Annotated in this window: 20 protein-coding genes and 3 tRNA genes; 14 read left to right on the top strand and 9 right to left on the bottom strand. The window is 70.6% G+C overall.

The window, feature by feature from the left end; all coding sequences use genetic code 11:
- Positions 1-24: 24 nt before the first annotated feature.
- Positions 25-552, bottom strand: a complete 528-nt coding sequence (locus H0X00_RS10375; RefSeq protein WP_293769745.1) for an HNH endonuclease — start codon at positions 550-552, stop codon at positions 25-27.
- A 341-nt stretch (positions 553-893) separates the two neighbouring features.
- Between H0X00_RS10375 and H0X00_RS10370 the strand changes: the two genes are divergently transcribed.
- Genes H0X00_RS10370 through H0X00_RS10355 form a run of 4 tightly spaced genes read left to right on the top strand, consistent with a single transcriptional unit; the run spans position 894 to position 5,193 of the window.
- Positions 894-3,026 (top strand): prolyl oligopeptidase family serine peptidase, encoded by a 2,133-nt coding sequence (locus H0X00_RS10370; protein WP_293769742.1) that lies wholly within the window; start codon positions 894-896, stop codon positions 3,024-3,026.
- Entirely contained in the window at positions 3,023-4,192 is a 1,170-nt protein-coding gene (locus tag H0X00_RS10365) for a mechanosensitive ion channel family protein (RefSeq protein ID WP_293769740.1), read from the top strand. The genes H0X00_RS10370 and H0X00_RS10365 overlap by 4 nt, the downstream gene beginning before the upstream one ends.
- Positions 4,193-4,225: 33 nt before the next feature.
- Entirely contained in the window at positions 4,226-4,639 is a 414-nt protein-coding gene (locus H0X00_RS10360) for a globin (RefSeq protein ID WP_293769737.1), read from the top strand.
- 8 nt (positions 4,640-4,647) lie between these two features.
- The gene (locus H0X00_RS10355; RefSeq protein WP_293769734.1) at positions 4,648-5,193 is read left to right on the top strand and encodes an NADPH-dependent FMN reductase; all 546 of its coding nucleotides are present in this window, start codon (positions 4,648-4,650) and stop codon (positions 5,191-5,193) included.
- On the opposite strand, the gene H0X00_RS10350 is transcribed toward H0X00_RS10355, so the two are convergent.
- From H0X00_RS10350 to H0X00_RS10335, 4 genes are read right to left on the bottom strand one after another with little or no spacing between them, the layout of a single operon-like run.
- On the bottom strand, positions 5,162-5,608 hold the full coding sequence (locus tag H0X00_RS10350) for a thioesterase family protein (RefSeq protein ID WP_293769732.1): 447 nt from the start codon (positions 5,606-5,608) through the stop codon (positions 5,162-5,164). The two genes, H0X00_RS10355 and H0X00_RS10350, sit on opposite strands and share 32 nt — an antisense overlap.
- Complete coding sequence (locus tag H0X00_RS10345) at positions 5,605-6,102, bottom strand: thioesterase family protein (protein WP_293769730.1); 498 nt, start codon at positions 6,100-6,102, stop codon at positions 5,605-5,607. Before H0X00_RS10345 ends, H0X00_RS10350 begins: the two co-directional genes overlap by 4 nt.
- 4 nt (positions 6,103-6,106) lie before the next feature.
- Positions 6,107-7,771 carry an energy-dependent translational throttle protein EttA gene (gene ettA / locus H0X00_RS10340; protein WP_293769728.1) on the bottom strand — a complete coding sequence of 555 codons (1,665 nt, stop codon included), beginning with the start codon at positions 7,769-7,771 and terminating at the stop codon, positions 6,107-6,109.
- Positions 7,772-7,780: 9 nt separating this feature from the next.
- The gene (locus tag H0X00_RS10335; RefSeq protein WP_293769726.1) at positions 7,781-8,221 is read right to left on the bottom strand and encodes a single-stranded DNA-binding protein; all 441 of its coding nucleotides are present in this window, start codon (positions 8,219-8,221) and stop codon (positions 7,781-7,783) included.
- Positions 8,222-8,389: 168 nt separating this feature from the next.
- On the opposite strand from H0X00_RS10335, the gene H0X00_RS10330 reads away from it, so the two are divergent.
- From H0X00_RS10330 to H0X00_RS10320, 3 genes are all read left to right on the top strand, one after another.
- Positions 8,390-8,851: a group I intron-associated PD-(D/E)XK endonuclease gene (locus H0X00_RS10330; protein ID WP_293769724.1), complete on the top strand. Its 462-nt coding sequence runs from the start codon at positions 8,390-8,392 to the stop codon at positions 8,849-8,851.
- A tRNA-Arg gene (locus H0X00_RS10325) sits at positions 8,842-8,915 on the top strand. The genes H0X00_RS10330 and H0X00_RS10325 overlap by 10 nt, the downstream gene beginning before the upstream one ends.
- Positions 8,916-8,967: 52 nt before the next feature.
- Entirely contained in the window at positions 8,968-9,387 is a 420-nt protein-coding gene (locus H0X00_RS10320) for a PPOX class F420-dependent oxidoreductase (RefSeq protein ID WP_293769722.1), read from the top strand.
- Positions 9,388-9,405: 18 nt separating this feature from the next.
- Here the strand turns inward: H0X00_RS10320 and H0X00_RS10315 are convergent, their stop codons facing one another.
- Positions 9,406-9,795, bottom strand: coding sequence for a Rieske 2Fe-2S domain-containing protein (locus H0X00_RS10315; protein ID WP_293769720.1), 390 nt, complete (start codon positions 9,793-9,795; stop codon positions 9,406-9,408).
- 72 nt (positions 9,796-9,867) lie between these two features.
- Positions 9,868-10,662 (bottom strand): hypothetical protein, encoded by a 795-nt coding sequence (locus H0X00_RS10310; protein WP_293769718.1) that lies wholly within the window; start codon positions 10,660-10,662, stop codon positions 9,868-9,870.
- A 612-nt stretch (positions 10,663-11,274) separates the two neighbouring features.
- Here H0X00_RS10310 and H0X00_RS10305 point away from each other — a divergent pair.
- From H0X00_RS10305 to H0X00_RS10275, 7 genes are all read left to right on the top strand, one after another.
- Positions 11,275-11,769, top strand: a complete 495-nt coding sequence (locus H0X00_RS10305; protein ID WP_293769716.1) for a hypothetical protein — start codon at positions 11,275-11,277, stop codon at positions 11,767-11,769.
- An 11-nt stretch (positions 11,770-11,780) separates the two neighbouring features.
- Complete coding sequence (gene orn, locus H0X00_RS10300; RefSeq protein ID WP_293769714.1) at positions 11,781-12,425, top strand: oligoribonuclease; 645 nt, start codon at positions 11,781-11,783, stop codon at positions 12,423-12,425.
- A 58-nt stretch (positions 12,426-12,483) separates the two neighbouring features.
- Positions 12,484-12,559: transfer RNA gene (locus H0X00_RS10295), tRNA-His, on the top strand.
- Between the two features lie 213 nt (positions 12,560-12,772).
- Positions 12,773-13,045, top strand: coding sequence for a hypothetical protein (locus H0X00_RS10290; RefSeq protein ID WP_293769711.1), 273 nt, complete (start codon positions 12,773-12,775; stop codon positions 13,043-13,045).
- The gene (locus tag H0X00_RS10285) at positions 13,042-13,362 is read left to right on the top strand and encodes a type II toxin-antitoxin system PemK/MazF family toxin (RefSeq protein ID WP_293769708.1); all 321 of its coding nucleotides are present in this window, start codon (positions 13,042-13,044) and stop codon (positions 13,360-13,362) included. The genes H0X00_RS10290 and H0X00_RS10285 overlap by 4 nt, the downstream gene beginning before the upstream one ends.
- A gap of 240 nt (positions 13,363-13,602) precedes the next feature.
- Positions 13,603-13,678 (top strand) — tRNA-Lys (locus H0X00_RS10280).
- A 132-nt stretch (positions 13,679-13,810) separates the two neighbouring features.
- Positions 13,811-15,133 (top strand): tyrosine-type recombinase/integrase, encoded by a 1,323-nt coding sequence (locus H0X00_RS10275; RefSeq protein ID WP_293769705.1) that lies wholly within the window; start codon positions 13,811-13,813, stop codon positions 15,131-15,133.
- A 57-nt stretch (positions 15,134-15,190) separates the two neighbouring features.
- On the opposite strand, the gene H0X00_RS10270 is transcribed toward H0X00_RS10275, so the two are convergent.
- Both H0X00_RS10270 and H0X00_RS10265 read right to left on the bottom strand, forming a co-directional pair.
- Entirely contained in the window at positions 15,191-15,532 is a 342-nt protein-coding gene (locus H0X00_RS10270; RefSeq protein ID WP_293769702.1) for a helix-turn-helix domain-containing protein, read from the bottom strand.
- Positions 15,533-15,844: 312 nt separating this feature from the next.
- Positions 15,845-17,570, bottom strand: a 1,726-nt coding sequence (locus H0X00_RS10265) for an AAA family ATPase (protein ID WP_293769699.1), incomplete at its 5' end; no start/stop codon positions are given.

The following is a 17,570-nucleotide window of genomic DNA, read 5'->3' as shown; positions in this document are numbered from 1 at the left end:
GCACGCCCCCTGACGCTGCCTGCGTCAAGCGGTGGCCTCGCCCGACTCGGCGTCCCGGCCGTAGCCGGTCAGGTACGGCAGCCAGCGCGGGTCGTGCCGACCGGTGCCGAGGATCCGCCAGGCCGGCCCGCTGGGCTGGCGCGGCGCGACGCGCACGCCCCAGCCGAGCTCGGAGATCTGCCGATCGCTCTTGACGTGGTTGCACCGGCGGCAGGCCGCGACGACGTTCTCCCAGATGTGCTGGCCGCCCCGGCTGCGCGGGATGACGTGGTCGACGCTGTTCGCGACCGCGCCGCAGTAGACGCAGCGCCCGCCGTCCCGGGCAAAAATTGCGCGCCGGGTCAAAGGGACCCCGGCGCGGTAGGGCACTCGCACGTAGCGGTGCAGACGTACGACCGCGGGTAAGGGGACAGCGGTGTCTGCGCTGTGCACGACCGCCCCGGAGTCCTCGACCGAGCTCGCCTTGTGGTTGAGGACCAGGATGAGGGCGCGCCGGGAAGGCACGACGCACAGAGGTTCGTACGTCGCGTTCAAGACCAGTGCATGGCCCACGCGAGCCTCCTCGCAGTTCACCCGGCGCATGGCAGGCGCCGGGCTTCGCTTCCAGTGTCCGCGACGAACGGCGATTGGGCCAGAAATTTCGCTTCGCCGCGCGCGCCCACGCTCAGATCCGGGCCTTCAGGAGGCGTCCCGGTCCAGTCGGGCGCCGATCGTGGGCAACGCACGTCCTCGACTCGATCGACGTCGATGCCGTGCAGAACGTGGTCGACGGTGTCGGCGCCGAGCTGTTCTGGCCCGGCTGCTTCAACCGTCTGAACCGCGTCCCCGCCCCGGAACTCCGGGTGGGGACGCGGTGCGTTCGGGCCCGGATCGGGCCCGTTAGTTTGGGGCGCATGTCGCGACCGGAATACCCCGCTGCCCCCCGCCAGGACATCGTCGAGGACCTGCACGGTCACCAGGTCGCGGACCCCTACCGCTGGCTGGAGGATCCCGCTGCGACCGAGACCGAGGCCTGGTCCACCGCTCAGGACGAGCTCTTCGCGGCCCACCGGTCGGCCTGGCCGGGCGCGGACGGGCTGCGCGCGCGACTGACCCAGCTTCTCGGCGCAGGTGTCGTGAGCACCCCGGCCTGGCGGGGCGACCGGCAGCTTTTCATGCGCCGCACCGCCGAGCAGGAGCACGCGGTGCTGGTCACGGTCGACCCGTCCACAGATGCATCCCCGGCTGGCGGCGGCGAGCGCACGTTGCTCGACCCGATGGCGATCGACCCGACCGGCCTGACCACCCTCGACGCGTGGCAGCCGACCAAGGAAGGTCACCTGCTGGCCTACCAGCTCTCCGAGGGCGGCACCGAGGAGTCGGTACTGCGGGTGATGGACGTCGAGACCGGCGAGATCGTGGACGGCCCGATCGACCGTGCGCGTTACTCCCCCGTCGCCTGGATGCCCGGAGCGAAGGCGTACTACTACGTACGCCGGCTCGCCGCCGAGGCCGTTCCAGCCGGTGAGGACCAGTACCACCGGCGGGTCTTTCTGCACCGGATCGGCACCGACCCGGACAGCGACGTCGAGATCTTCGGCGCCGGCCTGGACAAGACGAACTACTACGGCGTCTCGGTCAGCCGGGACGGGCGCTGGCTGACGATCTCCGCCAGCGCGGGCACCGCGCCGCGCAACGACCTGTGGCTGGCCGACCTGACCACTTCCCCGATCGAGCAACCGAACCTCGTCGTCGTGCAGCAGGGCGTGGACGCCCAGACCGGGATCGAGATCGCCCGCGACGGCCGGCTCTACGTCTTCACCGATTTGAACGCCTCGCGCGGCCGGCTGTGCGTGAGCACTCCGGACGCCCTCACCTCCGAGCACTGGGTCGACCTGATTCCGGAGGACCCGGAAGCGGTCTTCGACGGCTACGCGATCCTCGACGGCCCGGAGCTCGGGGCCGCCCCGGTCATGCTCTGCGCCTGGACCCGGCACGCGGTCAGCGAACTGACCCTGCACGACCTGGCCACCGGCGAGCGCCGCGGCGAGGTGCCGCTGCCCGGACTGGGCTCGATCTCCGGGGTCAGCGAACGTCCGGAGGGCGGCCACGAAGCCTGGTTCGGCTACACCGACCACACGACGCCGTCGTCGGTCTACCGCTACGACGCCCGGACCAACACCACCTCGCTGTGGGCCAGCGCGCCCGGTTCGGTCGAGGTGCCCGACGTGACCACCGAGCAGGTCGTCTACACCTCGCGGGACGGCACCGAGGTCCGCATGTTCGTCACCTACCGGACCGGCGAGACCCCGGACACGGCCGGACCGCGGCCGACCACGCTCTACGGCTACGGCGGCTTCGGCATCTCCCTCACCCCGGCGTACTCGGCCGGGATCCTCGCGTGGGTGGAAGCCGGTGGCGTCTATGCCGTGGCCAACCTGCGCGGCGGCGGCGAGGAGGGCGAGGACTGGCACCGCGACGGAATGCTCGGCCACAAGCAGAACGTCTTCGACGACCTGCACACCGGCGCGGAGTGGCTGATCGCGAACGGGTGGACCACACCCGCGCAGCTCTCCATCTCGGGCGGCTCCAACGGTGGCCTGCTCGTGGGTGCAGGGATGACGCAGCGTCCCGACCTCTACGGCGCGGTGGTGTGTTCGGCGCCGTTGCTGGACATGGTCCGCTACGAAAAGTTCGGCCTCGGCGAGACGTGGAACTCCGAGTACGGCACGGCGGCCGAGGCGCAGGAGCTCGGTTGGCTGCTCGCGTACTCGCCGTACCACGCGGTGCGTGAGGGGGTGGAGTACCCGGCGTTGCTGCTGACCATTTTCGACGGCGACACCCGGGTGGACACCTTGCACGCACGTAAGTTCGCGGCCGCGCTGCAGCACGCGACGGCCGGCGACGCACCGCTCCTGGTGCGCCGGGAGAAGGACGTCGGCCACGGCGCCCGTGCCCTGAGCCGCGCGATCGAGGTGAGCGTGGACTCTCTCGCTTTCACCGCCGCGCACACCGGAGGGCCTGACTTCTCCGGGGGCCGCGGGTGATCGACCTGCTTCCGCTGGCCGACCCGGCGCCCGCACCGGCGGTCGTCACCGACGCCGCCTGCTACGTCGGCGATGAGAGCAAGGGCACGCTCTGCCGTTGGGTCTACGACACCTTCGGCAAGAACGAGACCCTGGCCGAGTCCTCGGACTGGCTGATCGCCAAGCCGGCCAAGATCCTCGCGATCCTGCTGGTGGCCTGGCTGATCCGCAAGCTCGTCCACCGCGCGATCGGGCGGATGGCGAAGAGGCTGGAGAACGGCGTGCCGCAACCCGCGTTCGTGCGCGGGCGCGGGTCCAACGCCGGCGGCTCACACGAAGGGGCCGCCCTCGGCACCGCCGGTGTCTCCTCCAGCGGCACGCTCGCCACCGAACGGCGTCGCCAGCGCGCCCAGACAGTGTCCTCAGTGCTGGAGAGCGTCGCCACCGGCGTGATCTTCACCGTCGCCATCCTGATGGCGCTCTCCGAGCTGGGCATGAACATCGCCCCGCTGATCGCCAGCGCCGGCATCATCGGCGTCGCGATCGGCTTCGGCGCGCAGTCGCTGGTGAAGGACTTCCTGTCCGGCATCTTCATGGTGATCGAGGACCAGTACGGCGTCGGCGATGTCTGCGACCTCGGCGACGCGGTCGGCACGGTGGAGTCGGTGGGCCTGCGGGTCACGCGACTGCGCGACGTCAACGGCACGGTCTGGTACGTCCGCAACGGCGAGATCCTGCGGGTCGGGAACAAGAGCCAGGGCTGGGCCCGCGCGGTCGTCGACCTCGACATCGGGTTCGACGAGGACGTCGACCAGATCCGCCAGCTGCTGCTGTCCTCCTCCAACGCGCTGTTCGCCAAGCCGGAGTACGCCTCGATGATCCTGGAGCCGCCGGAGGTCTGGGGCGTCGAGGCCCTCAGCTCGGACGGCCTGGTGATCCGCCTGGTGGTCAAGACCGCCCCGCTGCAGCAGTGGAAGGTCGCCCGGCTGCTGCGCGAGAACATCAAGCGCGCCTTCGACCAGGCCAGTGTCGACTTCCCCCAGCGCACCATGCTGGTCCGGACCGAGGACGACGAGTCCGACGCGGGGTCCGACACCGACGTCATCCCCGAGGCGCTGCCCGAGGCCACCCGGGACACGTACCGGCCGCCGGACCCGCCCTCGGCGGAGCGGCGCGGCCTGCGCTGAGGCGCCGGGAGACAGCCGGGAGACAATGGGCCGGTGACCTTCGACCTCACCCCCGCCAGTCCCAGCCGGCCGCCCGCCGACTTCTACCCCCGCGTCGGCGGCGACCAGTTCTTCTACGACCTGGTGCACGAGTTCTACCTCGGTGTCGCCGGCGACCCCGAACTGCGGGCGCTCTACCCGGAGGAACACCTCAGCGCGGCCGAGGAACGGTTCCGGCTGTTCCTCATGCAGTACTGGGGCGGCCCCGGCACGTACTCCGAGCAGCGTGGCCACCCGCGGCTTCGGATGCGCCACGCCCCGTTCCCGGTCACCCTCGACATGCGCGACCGCTGGCTGCGCCACATGCGCGCCGCCCTGGACAAGCTGCAGCCCGAGCCCGACCTCGAGGGCTGGCTCTGGCGCTATTTCGAGATGGCCGCCGACTCGATGCGCAACGTCGAGGGCTGACTGCTCCGGTGAGGATCCTGCTCGTCTCCGGCAGCACGCGGGCCGCCTCGACCAACACCGCGGCTCTGCGCACCGTGCCGGTGGTCGCGCCCCCCGAGGTCGAGGCGGTGCTCTTCGACGGCCTGGCGCAGTTGCCGGCCTTCAATCCCGACCACGACCACGACGACCTGCCGGCGTCGGTCCGCGACCTTCGGGCCGCCCTCGACGCCGCCGACGCGGTGCTGTTCTCCACCCCGGAGTACGCCGGGGCGTTACCGGGCGCCTTCAAGAACCTGCTCGACTGGACCGTTGGTGCGGTGCCGGGTCTCGACGGCAAGCTTGCGGGCTGGGTCAACGTCGCGGCCGAGGGCCGCGGCCAGGGCGCGCACGCCGAACTGGCGACCGTGCTCGGCTACGTGGGCGCGGCCCCGGTGCCCGCTGCGTGCGTCCGCTTCGCGGTCGGGCACGGCACCGTCGGACTGGACGGCACCGTCGCCGACCCGGCGTTCCGGACCGTCCTGACCGAACTGCTGGCCGCACTCGCTACTGCGGGTCGGGCACCAGGAAGTGCGTGAGCGCGGCCTTCTCGGCCTCGGAGACGCGGCGCGGGTAGTCGTTCTCCAGGTCGTAGGGGACGAGCACCGTGAGGCCACGGCAGTACGGACCCAGACCGTCGTCGACCGGCTCGGCGATCTCGCAGCGCAGGGTGATCCGGGCCGGGGACATCGCACTCACCCAGGTCGTCACCGCGATCGGGGCCGGGCGGAAGGTCAGCTGCCGCAAGTACTCCACCTTCAGCCGCGCGACCACGAAGGTTCCCTGGCGGGCGGAGGCCTTGGCGCGCACGCCGGCGGCGTCGAGCATCTCGGCGCGCGCCTCCTGCAGATATGCGGCGTAGGCGACGTTGTTCACGTGCTGGTACGCGTCCTGATCGCCCCACCGGACCTGGAGCTCGCTGCGGTGCTTGAGGCCGCTTCCCCCGTCGCTCATTGGGGTCCCCGCCGGCCGCCGGGCATCGGCACCGGCAGAGCCGGATCCAGGTACCCCTCCAGCATCGTGACCTCAGCGGCGCGCAGCTTGCGCGAACGCTGGGCGGCCTTGTCGACTGCCACCATCGTGGAGAAGCAGGCCGCGAAGTGCCTGGCCTCGGGGCCGAGGTCACCCGGGGCGACGATGCGGTGCGCGAGGTCGAAGGAGGAGTTGCCGATCCGCGTGACCCAGGACTGCACCTCGACCGCGCGGTTGTTGCGGTAGACCAGCGGCCGCTTGTACTCCATGTCGGCGCTGATGAGCACGTGACCGTCGGTCGGCTCGGCCTCCGGATCCGGGGTGCGGGAGCGCACCTCGGCCTCGGCCGAACCCTCGAACCCGAGCATCTGGGTCCGGGCCTGCTCGCAGTACCGGAAGTAGATCGTGTTGTTCACATGCCGGTAGGCATCCATGTCCACCCACCGGACCTGACAGGTGATCAGATGCGCGGGCACGCGGTTAGCCCCGGGTGAGCTTGCGGTAGGTCGCGCGGTGCGGGCGCAGGGACTCGGGCCCGAGCCGCTGCGACTTGTTCTTCTCGTAGCCCTCGAAGTTGCCCTCGAACCAGAACCACTGCGAGTCGCCCTCGTAGGCGAGGATGTGCGTCGCGACGCGGTCGAGGAACCACCGGTCGTGGGAGATGACCACGGCGCAACCGGGGAACTCCAGGAGCGCGTCCTCGAGCGAAGACAGCGTTTCGACGTCGAGGTCGTTGGTCGGTTCGTCGAGCAGGATCAGGTTGCCGCCGATCTTGAGCGTCAGCGCCAGGTTGAGCCGGTTGCGCTCACCGCCGGAGAGCACCTTGGACGGCTTCTGCTGGTCCGGGCCCTTGAAGCCGAACGCCGAGACGTAGGCCCGCGACGGCATCTCGACCTGGCCGACCTTGATGTAGTCCAGCTCGTCGGAGACGATCTGCCAGATGTTCTTCTCGGGGTCCAGGTTCGCCCGACCCTGGTCGACGTAGGAGATCTTGACCGTCGTTCCGACCTTGATGGTGCCGGAGTCGGGAGTCTCCTGGTCCAGCAGCATCTTGAACAGCGTGGTCTTGCCGGCGCCGTTCGGGCCGATGACGCCGACGATGCCGTTGCGCGGCAGGGTGAAGCTCAGGTTCTCGATGAGCAGGCGGTCACCGAAGCCCTTGGTCAGCTTGTCGGCCTCGATGACGATGTCGCCCAGGCGCGGGCCCGGCGGGATCTGGATCTCCTCGAAGTCGAGCTTGCGGAACTTGTCGGCCTCGGCCGCCATCTCCTCGTACCGCTCCAGGCGCGCCTTGCTCTTGGTCTGGCGGGCCTTCGGGCTGGAGCGGACCCACTCCAGCTCCTGCTCGAGGCGCTTCTTGCGCTTGGCGTCCTTCTGCCCCTCGACCTTGAGGCGGGTGGCCTTGAGCTCGAGGTAGGTGGAGTAGTTGCCCTCATAGGGGTAGGCGCGCCCGCGGTCGAGCTCGAGGATCCACTGCGCGACGTTGTCCAGGAAGTACCGGTCGTGGGTGACCGCGACGACGGTGCCCGGGTACTTCTCCAAGTGCGCCTCCAGCCACTCGACGGACTCGGCGTCGAGGTGGTTGGTGGGCTCGTCGAGCAGCAGCAGGTCGGGCGCTTCCATCAGGAGCTTGCACAGCGCGACCCGGCGCCGCTCGCCGCCGGAGAGCACCGTGACGTCGGCGTCCGGCGGCGGGCAGCGCAGCGCGTCCATCGCGAGCTCGATCTGCGAGTCCAGCTCCCAGGCGTTGCGGTGCTCGATCTCGTCGGAGAGCTTGCCCATCTCCTCCATCAGCGCGTCGCTGTAGTCCGTCGCCATGAGTTCGGAGATCTCGTTGTAGCGGTTGAGGATCGCCTTGGTCTCGGCGACCGCCTCCTCCACGTTCCCGAGGACGGTCTTCTCCTCGTTCAGCGGCGGCTCCTGTAGCAGGATCCCCACCGTGTAGCCGGGATACAGCATTGCGTCACCGTTCGACGCCTGCTGGATCCCGGCCATGATCTGCAGGACGGTCGACTTGCCGGCCCCGTTGGGGCCGACAACGCCGATCTTGGCGCCAGGCAGGAACGACAACGTGACGTCGTCGAGGATGACCTTGTCGCCATGCGCTTTGCGCGCCTTACGGAACGTGTAGATGAACTCAGCCACGGGCGAACTTTATGCGGCGGACTCGGCCACCGTCGCCTCGGCCTCGACCGGCGCCTCCATGCTGAGCGCGGGCGTGACCTGCGTCTCCTCGGGGCGGGGGCGGGGCAGCCGCTCGATCAGCGCCTTGCGCCGCTTGAGGTCGAAGCCGACGTGCTTGGCGTTGATCTCCACCGTGCGGCCGCGGCCCTTCTCCCCTTCCCAGTCGCGGATGCTCAGTCGGCCGTGCACCAGCACCGGGTCCCCGCGGCGCACGCACTCCTTGATGTGCTCCCCGAGCCGCTCCCAGCAGACGACATCGAAGAAGTTGGTCTCGCTGTCCATCCACATCCCGTCCCGCATGTACGCCGGCGTGCTCGCCAGCCGGAACTTCACCGGCGCCCCGGTGGTCTCGCGCTGCATCGGGTCGTCCACCACGTTCCCGCTCACCGTCACCCAGACCTCGTTCAACATGGCCCCTCCTCCGTGGGCCCGGACTGTCCGGCCCCCGGGGGTGAGGGTGGACCGCGGAACCCACCCCGCGGTCGGCTCGGGCGCGATCTGTGGACAAAGTCGGGGCGCCGTCGAGGTGTGGACAACTCGCCGATTTGCGGTGTCAGTGGTCGCACCGATGATCGGCCCATGGAGACCACCAGCTCTCGGCCCGTGCGCCACCACGCGAAGGACAAGGGCGACCTCGGCGTCGCTTGTGTCATCACCGACCTCATGAAGGCCGGCATCCGAGCCGCACTCCCGATGTGCGAGCACCTGCCGTTCGACCTCATCGCGATCGCGCCGGACGGGCGCCTTTCCAAGGTCTCCGTCAAGTTCCTCTCGATCTCCTCGAACGGCGTCCTCAAGGTTCCAGGAACGAGCGGATGGACGGACCGCCATGGCGTTCACAAGCGGCAGCACCAGCCCGGGGACTACGACGCGGTAGCCGTCTACTGTCCCAACACAGACCGCTGCTATACATCCCTGCATCGGAATTGCGCAGCAATTCCACCGCGCTGCGTATCCTCGAGACGCGGAACCGACAGAAGCTCGGCGTACGCATGGCCGACCTCTTCACCGATCCGCACCGAGTATTTCCAGCGCCTGTAGCTCAGTTGGATAGAGCGGCACTCTTCTAAAGTGCATGCCGCAGGTTCGATTCCTGCCAGGCGCACCCAACACCCCCTGCGGGAATAACCCCAGGGGTGCAGTTCTTGACCGGTGGCATGAGCCAAATTCCGGAGTCTCTTCGCGCCCTCATCGAGTCCGGCCCGCTGGCGCACCTCGTCACGCTCAACCCCGACGGCAGCCCCCAGGTGACGGTCATCTGGATCGGCCTCGATGGCGATGACATCGTCAGCGGCCACATGAATCTGTCGAAGAAGTTGCACAACGTCCGGAGCGACCCGCGCGTCGTCATCTCGCTGGAAGCGCCGCGGCAACCGGGGGTGTTCCTCGCGGAGTACGCGGTGATCACCGGCCGCGGCGAGGTCGTCGAAGGCGGCGCCCGCGACGTACTGAATCGCCTGGGCAAGGTCTACGTCGCGCCGGACTTCGAGTTCCCGCCCGCCGAGGGCGAGGGCTTCACACTGCGGACGAGGGTCGAGCGGATCAGCGGCCACGGGCCGTGGGCGCAGGGCGACTGATCCGCGACTGACCAGCCGTCAGTCTCCGATCTCCAACACGACCTCGCCGTCACGCACCCAGACGGGGATGGTGTCCAGACCCTTGGCCTTGCGCCCGAGGGCGAGCACGCCCCGCGACCACTTCGGGATGGACTTGCCCGCAAAGCCGCCTACCCAGTCGAGGTTCTGCCCCGAGCACACCTCGAACGTCGAGTTGTGCCAGGCGCACTGCACGACCCCGTCGGCGTACTTGAGTCCGCCCGGGCCCTTGGTGAGCGACAAACCGAGGTGCGGGCACCGGTTGATTGCGGCGCAGACCTGATCGCCGGTCCGCGCGATGATCAGCTTCCTGCCGGCGGCCTCGACGGCGGTCAGGCCGCCGTCGGGGAATTCATCGAGCTTGCCGATCGATACCTCGGACGGCGCCATGCCAGGCCTCCGGTTGGGTGTGCTCCCCGCCGTTGGGCACGGCAGAGATGCCGGCACCGCGACCGGTGGTGATCACGGCGACCCGCAGTCCCCCTTGAAGTACCACTCTCCGCCGGTGAACCGCCATGGGAAGGCCTGTTCCCCGTCGAGGTTCTCATCGGTGATCAGCGCTCGGACGGCGTCCTCCGCGGCGCCGGAGGGCGATCCGGCGTCGAGGGCGAAGTCGGTGACCGAGCCGCGCTTGCCGCGGATCTCGACCTCCTCGACCTCCACCGTGGCGTCGCCGGAAAGCTGCTCCGCCCACCGGGCGGCCAGGGCGAAGCCGGGGTCCGCTCCGTCGCAGGCGGGGTCGAGGTAGGACAGCAGATCGTCGACGTCCCCGCCGAGCAGGGCGTTGAGATAGCCCTCGGCCACCCGGACCAGATCGGCTTCGCTGGGCTTGATGTCGTTCTCGGCGTCCCCGGCGGCGTCGTTGGCGGGCTTCTCCTCGGCCGCGAGGCTCGCCGCGGCGCGGTCCTCCTGAGTGATCGCCACTGCACCCGCGCCCCCCATAGCCGCCAGGATTACCGCAGCCATCCAGAACCACAGCCCCATGGGGCGCTTCGCGCGGTAGACCTTGTCCGAGAGCACCTCCACCGTCGCCTCGGGCCGGAGCGGAGGCATGACCGGGGGGGACTCGTCATGCTCCGGTGCGGCTCGCCGGGCGGCCAAGGCCGCCTCGGGGTCGGCGTGCCACTCCCATCGGGCGGCCTGGCGTCCGGTGCCGGTGACGACGTGCCAGCACCCCACCTGGCCCTTCGGCGCAGGCGGCTGGGCGGCCGGCACCCAGTCGAAGCGGACGCGGCCGTCCGGGAACCGGACGCTCACCCAACGCCCGGCGGAGGAGGTCACGGTTCAGGGAGCCAGAACCGCGCGGCGGCTCGGTGACCGGCCGGTGAACGCCGAATGTCGGCGACGCGCGAGGTGCCCCTCGCTTCGGCAAAGATCAAACGGGCAAACCGTTGATAGCGGGCATAACACCCGCTCTCGTATCCTGCTTCGACAATGGGTCGGCACGCCGCGCCGACCGGTCAACGTCCGGCTCTGCCCGAGCCCACGACGTCGCTCCGGTCGGCACACTCGCACCGCGCAGGACGCGGGACGCCGAGACAGCGGCCGGAGCCAGTCACATCGGCCACGTCGGCCACGTCGGCCCCTGCGCACCCATCGGCCACGTTCGCACCGGAGCCGCCGGCCCCCGTCCGAGCGCCCGAGCTCGCGCGGAACACGCACCGGTTGCCGGTCCCGCCGCCTTTGCCGATCCCCGCCTCGATGCGCGCGGCCACCCCTGCACCGGCGACGGAACCCACGTCGAGGCCGCAGCCGTTCGGCGAGCTCAAGCTGCCCCCGCGACCGATCGCCGAGCCCGGGCTGAACGTCGCGCCCGTTGCAATGACCGCCCCGGCCCCCGTGGCGACGCCCAAGCCGGTCCCAGCCCCCGTGACCCAGCCGAAGCTCACCCCGCCGCCGCCCGCCGAGCCCAGGCCGATCCCGGCGCCGTTGGCCCAGCCCAAGCCGACTCCCGCTCCCGCCCTGAGGCCGGTCGCCGTCGTGAAGCCGGCCTCCGCCCCCCAGGCCAAGCCCAGCGCCTCGCCGGTGGCGACCCTGGAACGGCCGGCCCCGCGGCAGATCGCCACCGTCGTCCTGGCCAAGGCGCCACCCGCCGAGCCCGAGGACGAGCTCGAGCGGCCCCGCCTGGCCACCCGCGTCGCCGCACTCCCCCGGGTCCTGCTCGACACCGTGGCCTGGGGCGGGTTCGCCGCCGTCGTGGCGCTGATCGTCATCGCCCTGAGCGACGTCGGGATGGGCCGGGCCGCGCTGTGGGCCGTTGGCCTCAGCGGCATCGTGGTGCTGGCCGTCGCGGTGATGGCGGTGACCGGCACCCACCTGGACGAGCTCAGTCACGCGGGCCGGGCCACGGAGGGGCCGGACTAGGGTTGGCCTTCATGAGCGACCGTCTGGTCTGGATCGACTGCGAGATGACGGGGCTGAGCCTCGAGTTCGATGCGTTGATCGAGGTTGCAGTCCTGGTCACCGATTCCGAGCTGAACGTGCTCGGCGACGGCGTCGAGGTCGTCATCAAGCCGCCGGACGCGGCGCTGGAGACGATGCCGGACATCGTCCGCGCCATGCACACCTCCTCCGGCCTGCTCGAGGAGCTCCCGTCCGGCTGCACCCTGGCCGAGGCCGAGGAGATGGTGCTCGCCTACATCCAGGAGTTCGTCCCCGAGGCCGGAAAATCTCCGCTGGCCGGCAACTCGGTCGCCACCGACCGCGGGTTCCTCGCCCGCGACATGGAGAAGGTGGACGGCTACCTGCACTACCGGATCGTGGACGTCTCCTCGATCAAGGAACTCGCCCGACGCTGGTACCCGCGGGCGTACTACAGCTCCCCCGCCAAGAGCGGCAACCACCGGGCCCTGGCCGACATCCGGGAGAGCATCTCCGAGCTGCGCTACTACCGCGAGGCGGTCTTCGTCCCGGCCCCCGGGCCGGACACCTCGACGGCCAAGTCGATCGCCGCCCGGCACACCGCTCCCCCCGCGGCGCCGCACGCCCCCGCGCCGGCCGAGAAGCCCGCTTCCGAATAGCCGGTCGCCGGTGCCCCGAGGCCGCCGGTAGACTCTGCTGGCCGCGCAGGCGGTCATGGTGGGCGTAGCTCAGCTGGTAGAGCACCGCGTTGTGGTCGCGGTGGTCGCGGGTTCGAGTCCCGTCGCTCACCCCAACGAAACGGCCGGTCAGGTATCTGACCGGCCGTTTCGACTTTTCCACAGCTGCTCGTGCCCGCGACTCCGTCCACAGCGAGGCACTGCCCGGTCCACCTGGGGGCCGATCGCGGGCAAGCTCCATGGCCGTGACGACCTCTCAGCCGCGGCGCCGGACCGTGCGAGCCAGATGCCTGTGGCTTTGATGCACTTGATGATGCACTATTTGATGCATGCGTGTGCCACCGAAACGTCGCCTGTCCGTGCCGATGACGCCGGACGACGATCGCGCGCTCGAAGCGCTGCGCGCCGACCCGGACGCCCTCGGTCTGACCGGCAGACCCAGCGACGCCCAGCTGCTGCACGCGGTGTTCAGGCTGGGGCTGGCGCAGTTGGAAGAGCGCCGCGCAGAGGAGGCCTACGCCGCGCTCGCCCTGACCTACGACGACATCACCGCCCGCCGCGTCGCCCGTCGACGCTCTCCCCTCTCGGCCGGCGACGAGTGACCGGGCTGATCCGGGGCCGCGTCTACCGCGCTGTGCTCCCGGGCGTCGACGGCGAGAAGCCGTATCTGGTCGTGTCGAACAACGCGCGCAACCGCCAGTTGCCCAATGTGCTCGCCGTCCGCATCACGACCGGCGACAAGCCAACGATGGACTCGATCGTGGTGCTCGGCCCCGGGGACCGGCCGCTGGTCGGGCGGGTGGTGTGCGACGACCTCATCCAGCTCTGGCCCGACGAGGTCAGCAAGGAATGGGGCGCGCTCTCGCCGGACAGCATGCGCACGGTGGACGTCGGACTCCGCGCAGCGTTGGCCCTGTGAACCCAATTCCACTCGTTCGGGCGCTACGCAACGCGCGCGAAACTGCCGATGTGTAAGGCATGTGCAGCCCCGACCCCAGACGGGCCTCCGAACACCGGGATTTCCTCGCGCTCGACATGCTCGACCGCGGCATCCCGCTGCTCCTGCTCCCGGATCTGGCCTGGCCCGGCGAGGTCGCAGCCCGACCCGCCAACCGGTTTCACATCGGCCTCACCCGTTTGCTAACCTCGCACCGCTCACGCGCCGCTAGCTCAATTGGCAGAGCAGCGGACTCTTAATCCGCGGGTTCGGGGTTCAAGTCCCTGGCGGCGCACCACGTTTGACCAGCACATTCGTCCCACAAAGCCGGAATCCCGCACAGGCCTGTCAATGCCAGTGTCAATGAGCCGGAGTTACACTCCGACGCATGGCAGCTGGGGAGTCGACGCGCCGCCGTACACGGGGGTTCGTGCGCAAGCGCGGGAGCTCGTTCCAGGTTCTGGTCTACGCCGGGCTGGATCCGCTGACGGGCAAGGACAGCTACCTCTCGGCCTCGACGCGGGTCGAGGCCGAGGTGGAGAAGATCCGCACCCGCCTGCTGGCGCGGGTGGACGCCCAGCGATCGCCGGCGGCGCGGGTGACGCTGGGGTATGCCCTGGACGCATGGTTCGACGTGCACGAGGCCGAGGCGACGACGTTGGAGACCTACCGCTCCTATGCGGACCGGGTGATCCGCCCGGCGTTGGAAGACACCCCGATCGCGAAGATCTCCCCGCGGATGTTGGAGCAGCTCTATGCCCAGCTGCGGCGCTGCCGGTCCCGATGCGACGGGCGGGCGTTCATCGAGCACCGGGTCGAGGGCGAGCACGAATGCCGACAGGTGGTGCACGGGCGAAAGCGGGCGCACGACTGCGCGGTGGCCGGGTGCCGGGTGCTGGAGTGCGCGGCGCATGTGTGCCGGCCGATGAGCCCGGCCACGATCCGCCAGATCCATTCGGTGATCAGCGGCGCGTTGTCCACGGCGGTGCGCTGGGACTGGATCGGGTCGAACCCGGCCGCGTTGGCGAAAAAGCCGCGCCAGCCGCAGCCGCAGCCCAAGCCGCCGTCCGCGGCGCAGGCCGCGCGGATCATCGCCGCCGCGTGGGAGGGCGATGAGGCGTGGGGGACGCTGGTCTGGCTGGTGTTGGTCACCGGCATCCGGCGCGGGGAGCTGATGGCACTGCGCTTCACCGATGTGGATCTGGCCGGTGGGCTGCTGGAGGTGCGCCGCTCGTATGTGCACCGGGCCGGGGTGGGGCTGGAGAAGGACACCAAGACCCACCAGATCCGCCGTATCGCGTTGGACCCGACCACCGTGGAGCTGCTCACCGCGCACCGGGACCGGCTCGCGGAGCGCTGTCACCAACTGGGGTTCGAGCCGGCCGAGGACGCGTTCGTGTTCTCCTACCAGCCCGACCACAGCGCTCCGTGCAATCCGGATGGCGTCAGCCACCGCTATGTGCAGATGTGCGCTGGGGTTGGGATTGATTCGCACCTGCACGCGTTGCGGCATTACTCGGCCACCGAGCTGATCGCGGCCGGGGTGGACGTGCGCACCGTGGCCGGGCGCCTCGGGCACGGCGGTGGGGGCACGACGACGTTGCGGGTGTACGCGGCCTGGGTGGCCGAGTCCGACCGCAGGGCCGCCACGATCCTGTCCGACCGCCTCGGGCACCCGGGCCGCCCCACCCCGGCACCAGCACCAGCACCAGCACCGGCACCGGCACCGGCACCGGCGCCAGCACAGCCGTAACCGCTCCCCCTCGCCCCGTGCGCCCTCGAGCGGCGTGGCACCGATTGACTCGGCGGCTCAGGACAGGGGTGGGTGCTGGCTCCACACGGTGTCGGTGGCCTCGTCCAGCAGTTGGTCGATGGCCTTGGCCGGGATGACGTACCGCCCGGCGCTGGTGCTGCCCATCCGCACCGCGGGGAAGGTGCCGGTGCGGATCAGCCGGTAGCGGTGCTCCGGGGAGACGCTCAGCAGCGCGGCCGCTTCGGGCACCGTCAAGGTCGGGACCCCGGCAGCGCGCTTGGCCAGGGCGGCGGACAGGGCGTGGTCCTGGCGGCGGTGCCGCCACGCCGTGCGCTGCGCCGGAACTGCCGGACTCCTATCGGCGCTGCCGGCGGTGTCGGGATCGGAGATCTCTTTCATTGGTGCCTCCCCTGGCTTGGCGACCCGGTTGGGCCAGTTCGGGTGCTCGGGCTGGGTGATCGATTCATCGGCCCGGGGCCTCGCGCCGGTGTGGCGCTGGCGCGGCCCGGACTGGTGCGCGCTCGGGATGGTCCGGCGCCGCCCAGGGCGTGAACGGCCCCGGTGGGCTGAACGACCGGGCGTGACGGCGGCGCAGGATCGCGGTCGCCGAGGTTGGCGCGGCCTGCCGCGCGAGGATTGCCTCAGCGATCTGACGTCCCGTCACCGGAGCGTCGGGATCGGGACCGTGGTCTTCCAGGGTGCTCTGGTCGGTCACCAGGCGTGGTTGGCGTGCCGGCCCCGGGTCATGGCCACGTAGAAGGTCTCCCGGCTCATCCCCGGACCGGCGATGACGTGCGCGGTGTCGGCGGTGGCTCCCTGGGCCCGGTGGATCGTCATCGCGTAGCCGAGTTCGACGTGTTCGCGTACGTAGTCCGCGGGAAGGCGCACAGCTGCCGGCGGCCGAGCCGATCGCTCGGGGTCGGCCTGGGCGAGTGGGGTGGCCTCGAGCGATCCGTCGGGGTGGACTGCGGCGATGTGCCAGCGGTCGCCGTTGCGGACATGCCCGCCGTCGGGGCGGGTGAGTCGGCGGTTGTTGCGACGGGTGGTGATGACATCGCCCGCCGCGGCGGTGGTGCCGTCGCGCAGCGGGACCTCGCCGGTGGTGTCGATGGCGCCGGCCCGGATGCGATCGTTGCGGGCTCGGCGGTTCAGCGCGGTGACGGTGTCTCGGTCGGCGGCCAGCAGCAGACTGTGCCGGGCGCTCGTGGTGTCGGTGGCCCAGGCCCGGTAGGCCCGCTCGGTCATCGCCTCCTGAACGCCGTCGTGCAAGCGCCCGTGGGCCGCGTAGATGTCGAGCGCTGCCGGGTCGCCGTCGCGCAGGGCGCGGGTTGCGGTGGCTTCCCAGTCCCGGCTGAAGCGGTGCAGTTGCTCGAGCTCGACGGCGTTCCCTTCCTCTACGAGTAGGGCGAACGCGCCCCCGGCCTCGATCGCGCCGAGCTGAGCGTGATCCCCGACCAGGACGACCTTCGCCCCGGCCGCGCTCGCCTGGGCGACCAGCCGGTCCAGCTGCTCGGTGGGCGCCATCGCGGCCTCGTCCACGATCACCAACTGCCCCGCCTTGAGTTGCCACGGCTGGGCGCCGGCGGTCTCGGGGTCGGATTCGTGGATCCATTTGGCGAGGGTGTCCGCGCCGATGCGCAGCGAGACGGCCACCTGCGCGGCCGCGGTCGCCGACGGCGCGAGCCCGATCACCGACCCGGACCCGTTGGTCTGCTCCCACGCCACCCGTAACGCCCACAGTGCCCGGGTCTTCCCAGCACCGGCCGGCCCGACCAGCACATCCAGGCGGCGGCCCGAGGCCGCGATGGCAACGGCCGCGCGGGCCTGATCCGCCGAGAGCCGTGGGGCGCCCGGCATCACCGGCGCGGCCAGGAACGCCTCGATCGCGCCCGGGTCCGCCGTCGCGGCGGCCATTTCCTGGTGCGCGCCCAGCAGGCGCGCCTCGGCGGCCAGGATCGCCCACGTCGTGAACGCCGGCTCGGATGCTTCCGCGGAATCACGTTCCGCCTCGGCGCCGGCGAAGCGGCTCGAGGCCTGCACATTGGCGGGCGGGTCGAGGGCGACGCAACGGTCCAGGGCCGCGGCCATGATCCGGTCCAGCAACGCGATCCGCGCCACGGGATCTGGCAACCGCAGAGCACGCGTGGTGCGGGCGGCCTCGGCGAGCAGGTTCGTGGCCGTCCAGGTGGCGCGTCGCTGGGCAACCGCCTCGATGGTCGGCCCGACGTAGCGGGTCAGGAGTGCGTCGGCAATCTCGGTGGTGGTCCGGGTTGCCGGGCCGGTTGCCGAGCCGGTTGCCGGGATGCTTGAGTGCGCCGTGAGGCGCTGTTGATTCGAGTGGAGGTGAGAGACCTTCGCCGCCGCCTCGTCGCAGCGGGGTGGTGAAGCTGAGGGCAGCCTGACCCGGGTGATTGCCGGGGAGGGTGGGAGCAGCCCT

Source organism: Sporichthya sp. (assembly GCF_013815995.1).
Lineage (GTDB): Bacteria > Actinomycetota > Actinomycetes > Sporichthyales > Sporichthyaceae > Sporichthya.
This window is presented reverse-complemented; position numbering and strand designations above follow the sequence as displayed.

Excerpts from the sequence above, each read along its gene's own strand:
- H0X00_RS10315 (WP_293769720.1), bottom strand. The coding sequence starts at position 9,795 with ATGGCGCCGTCCGAGGTATCGATCGGCAAGCTCGATGAATTCCCCGAC.
- orn (WP_293769714.1), top strand. The coding sequence starts at position 11,781 with ATGAGCGACCGTCTGGTCTGGATCGACTGCGAGATGACGGGGCTGAGC.
- H0X00_RS10370 (WP_293769742.1), top strand. The coding sequence starts at position 894 with ATGTCGCGACCGGAATACCCCGCTGCCCCCCGCCAGGACATCGTCGAG.
- H0X00_RS10330 (WP_293769724.1), top strand. The coding sequence starts at position 8,390 with ATGGAGACCACCAGCTCTCGGCCCGTGCGCCACCACGCGAAGGACAAG.
- H0X00_RS10270 (WP_293769702.1), bottom strand. The coding sequence starts at position 15,532 with ATGAAAGAGATCTCCGATCCCGACACCGCCGGCAGCGCCGATAGGAGT.
- H0X00_RS10290 (WP_293769711.1), top strand. The coding sequence starts at position 12,773 with ATGCGTGTGCCACCGAAACGTCGCCTGTCCGTGCCGATGACGCCGGAC.
- H0X00_RS10350 (WP_293769732.1), bottom strand. The coding sequence starts at position 5,608 with ATGAGCGACGGGGGAAGCGGCCTCAAGCACCGCAGCGAGCTCCAGGTC.
- H0X00_RS10335 (WP_293769726.1), bottom strand. The coding sequence starts at position 8,221 with ATGTTGAACGAGGTCTGGGTGACGGTGAGCGGGAACGTGGTGGACGAC.
- H0X00_RS10320 (WP_293769722.1), top strand. The coding sequence starts at position 8,968 with ATGAGCCAAATTCCGGAGTCTCTTCGCGCCCTCATCGAGTCCGGCCCG.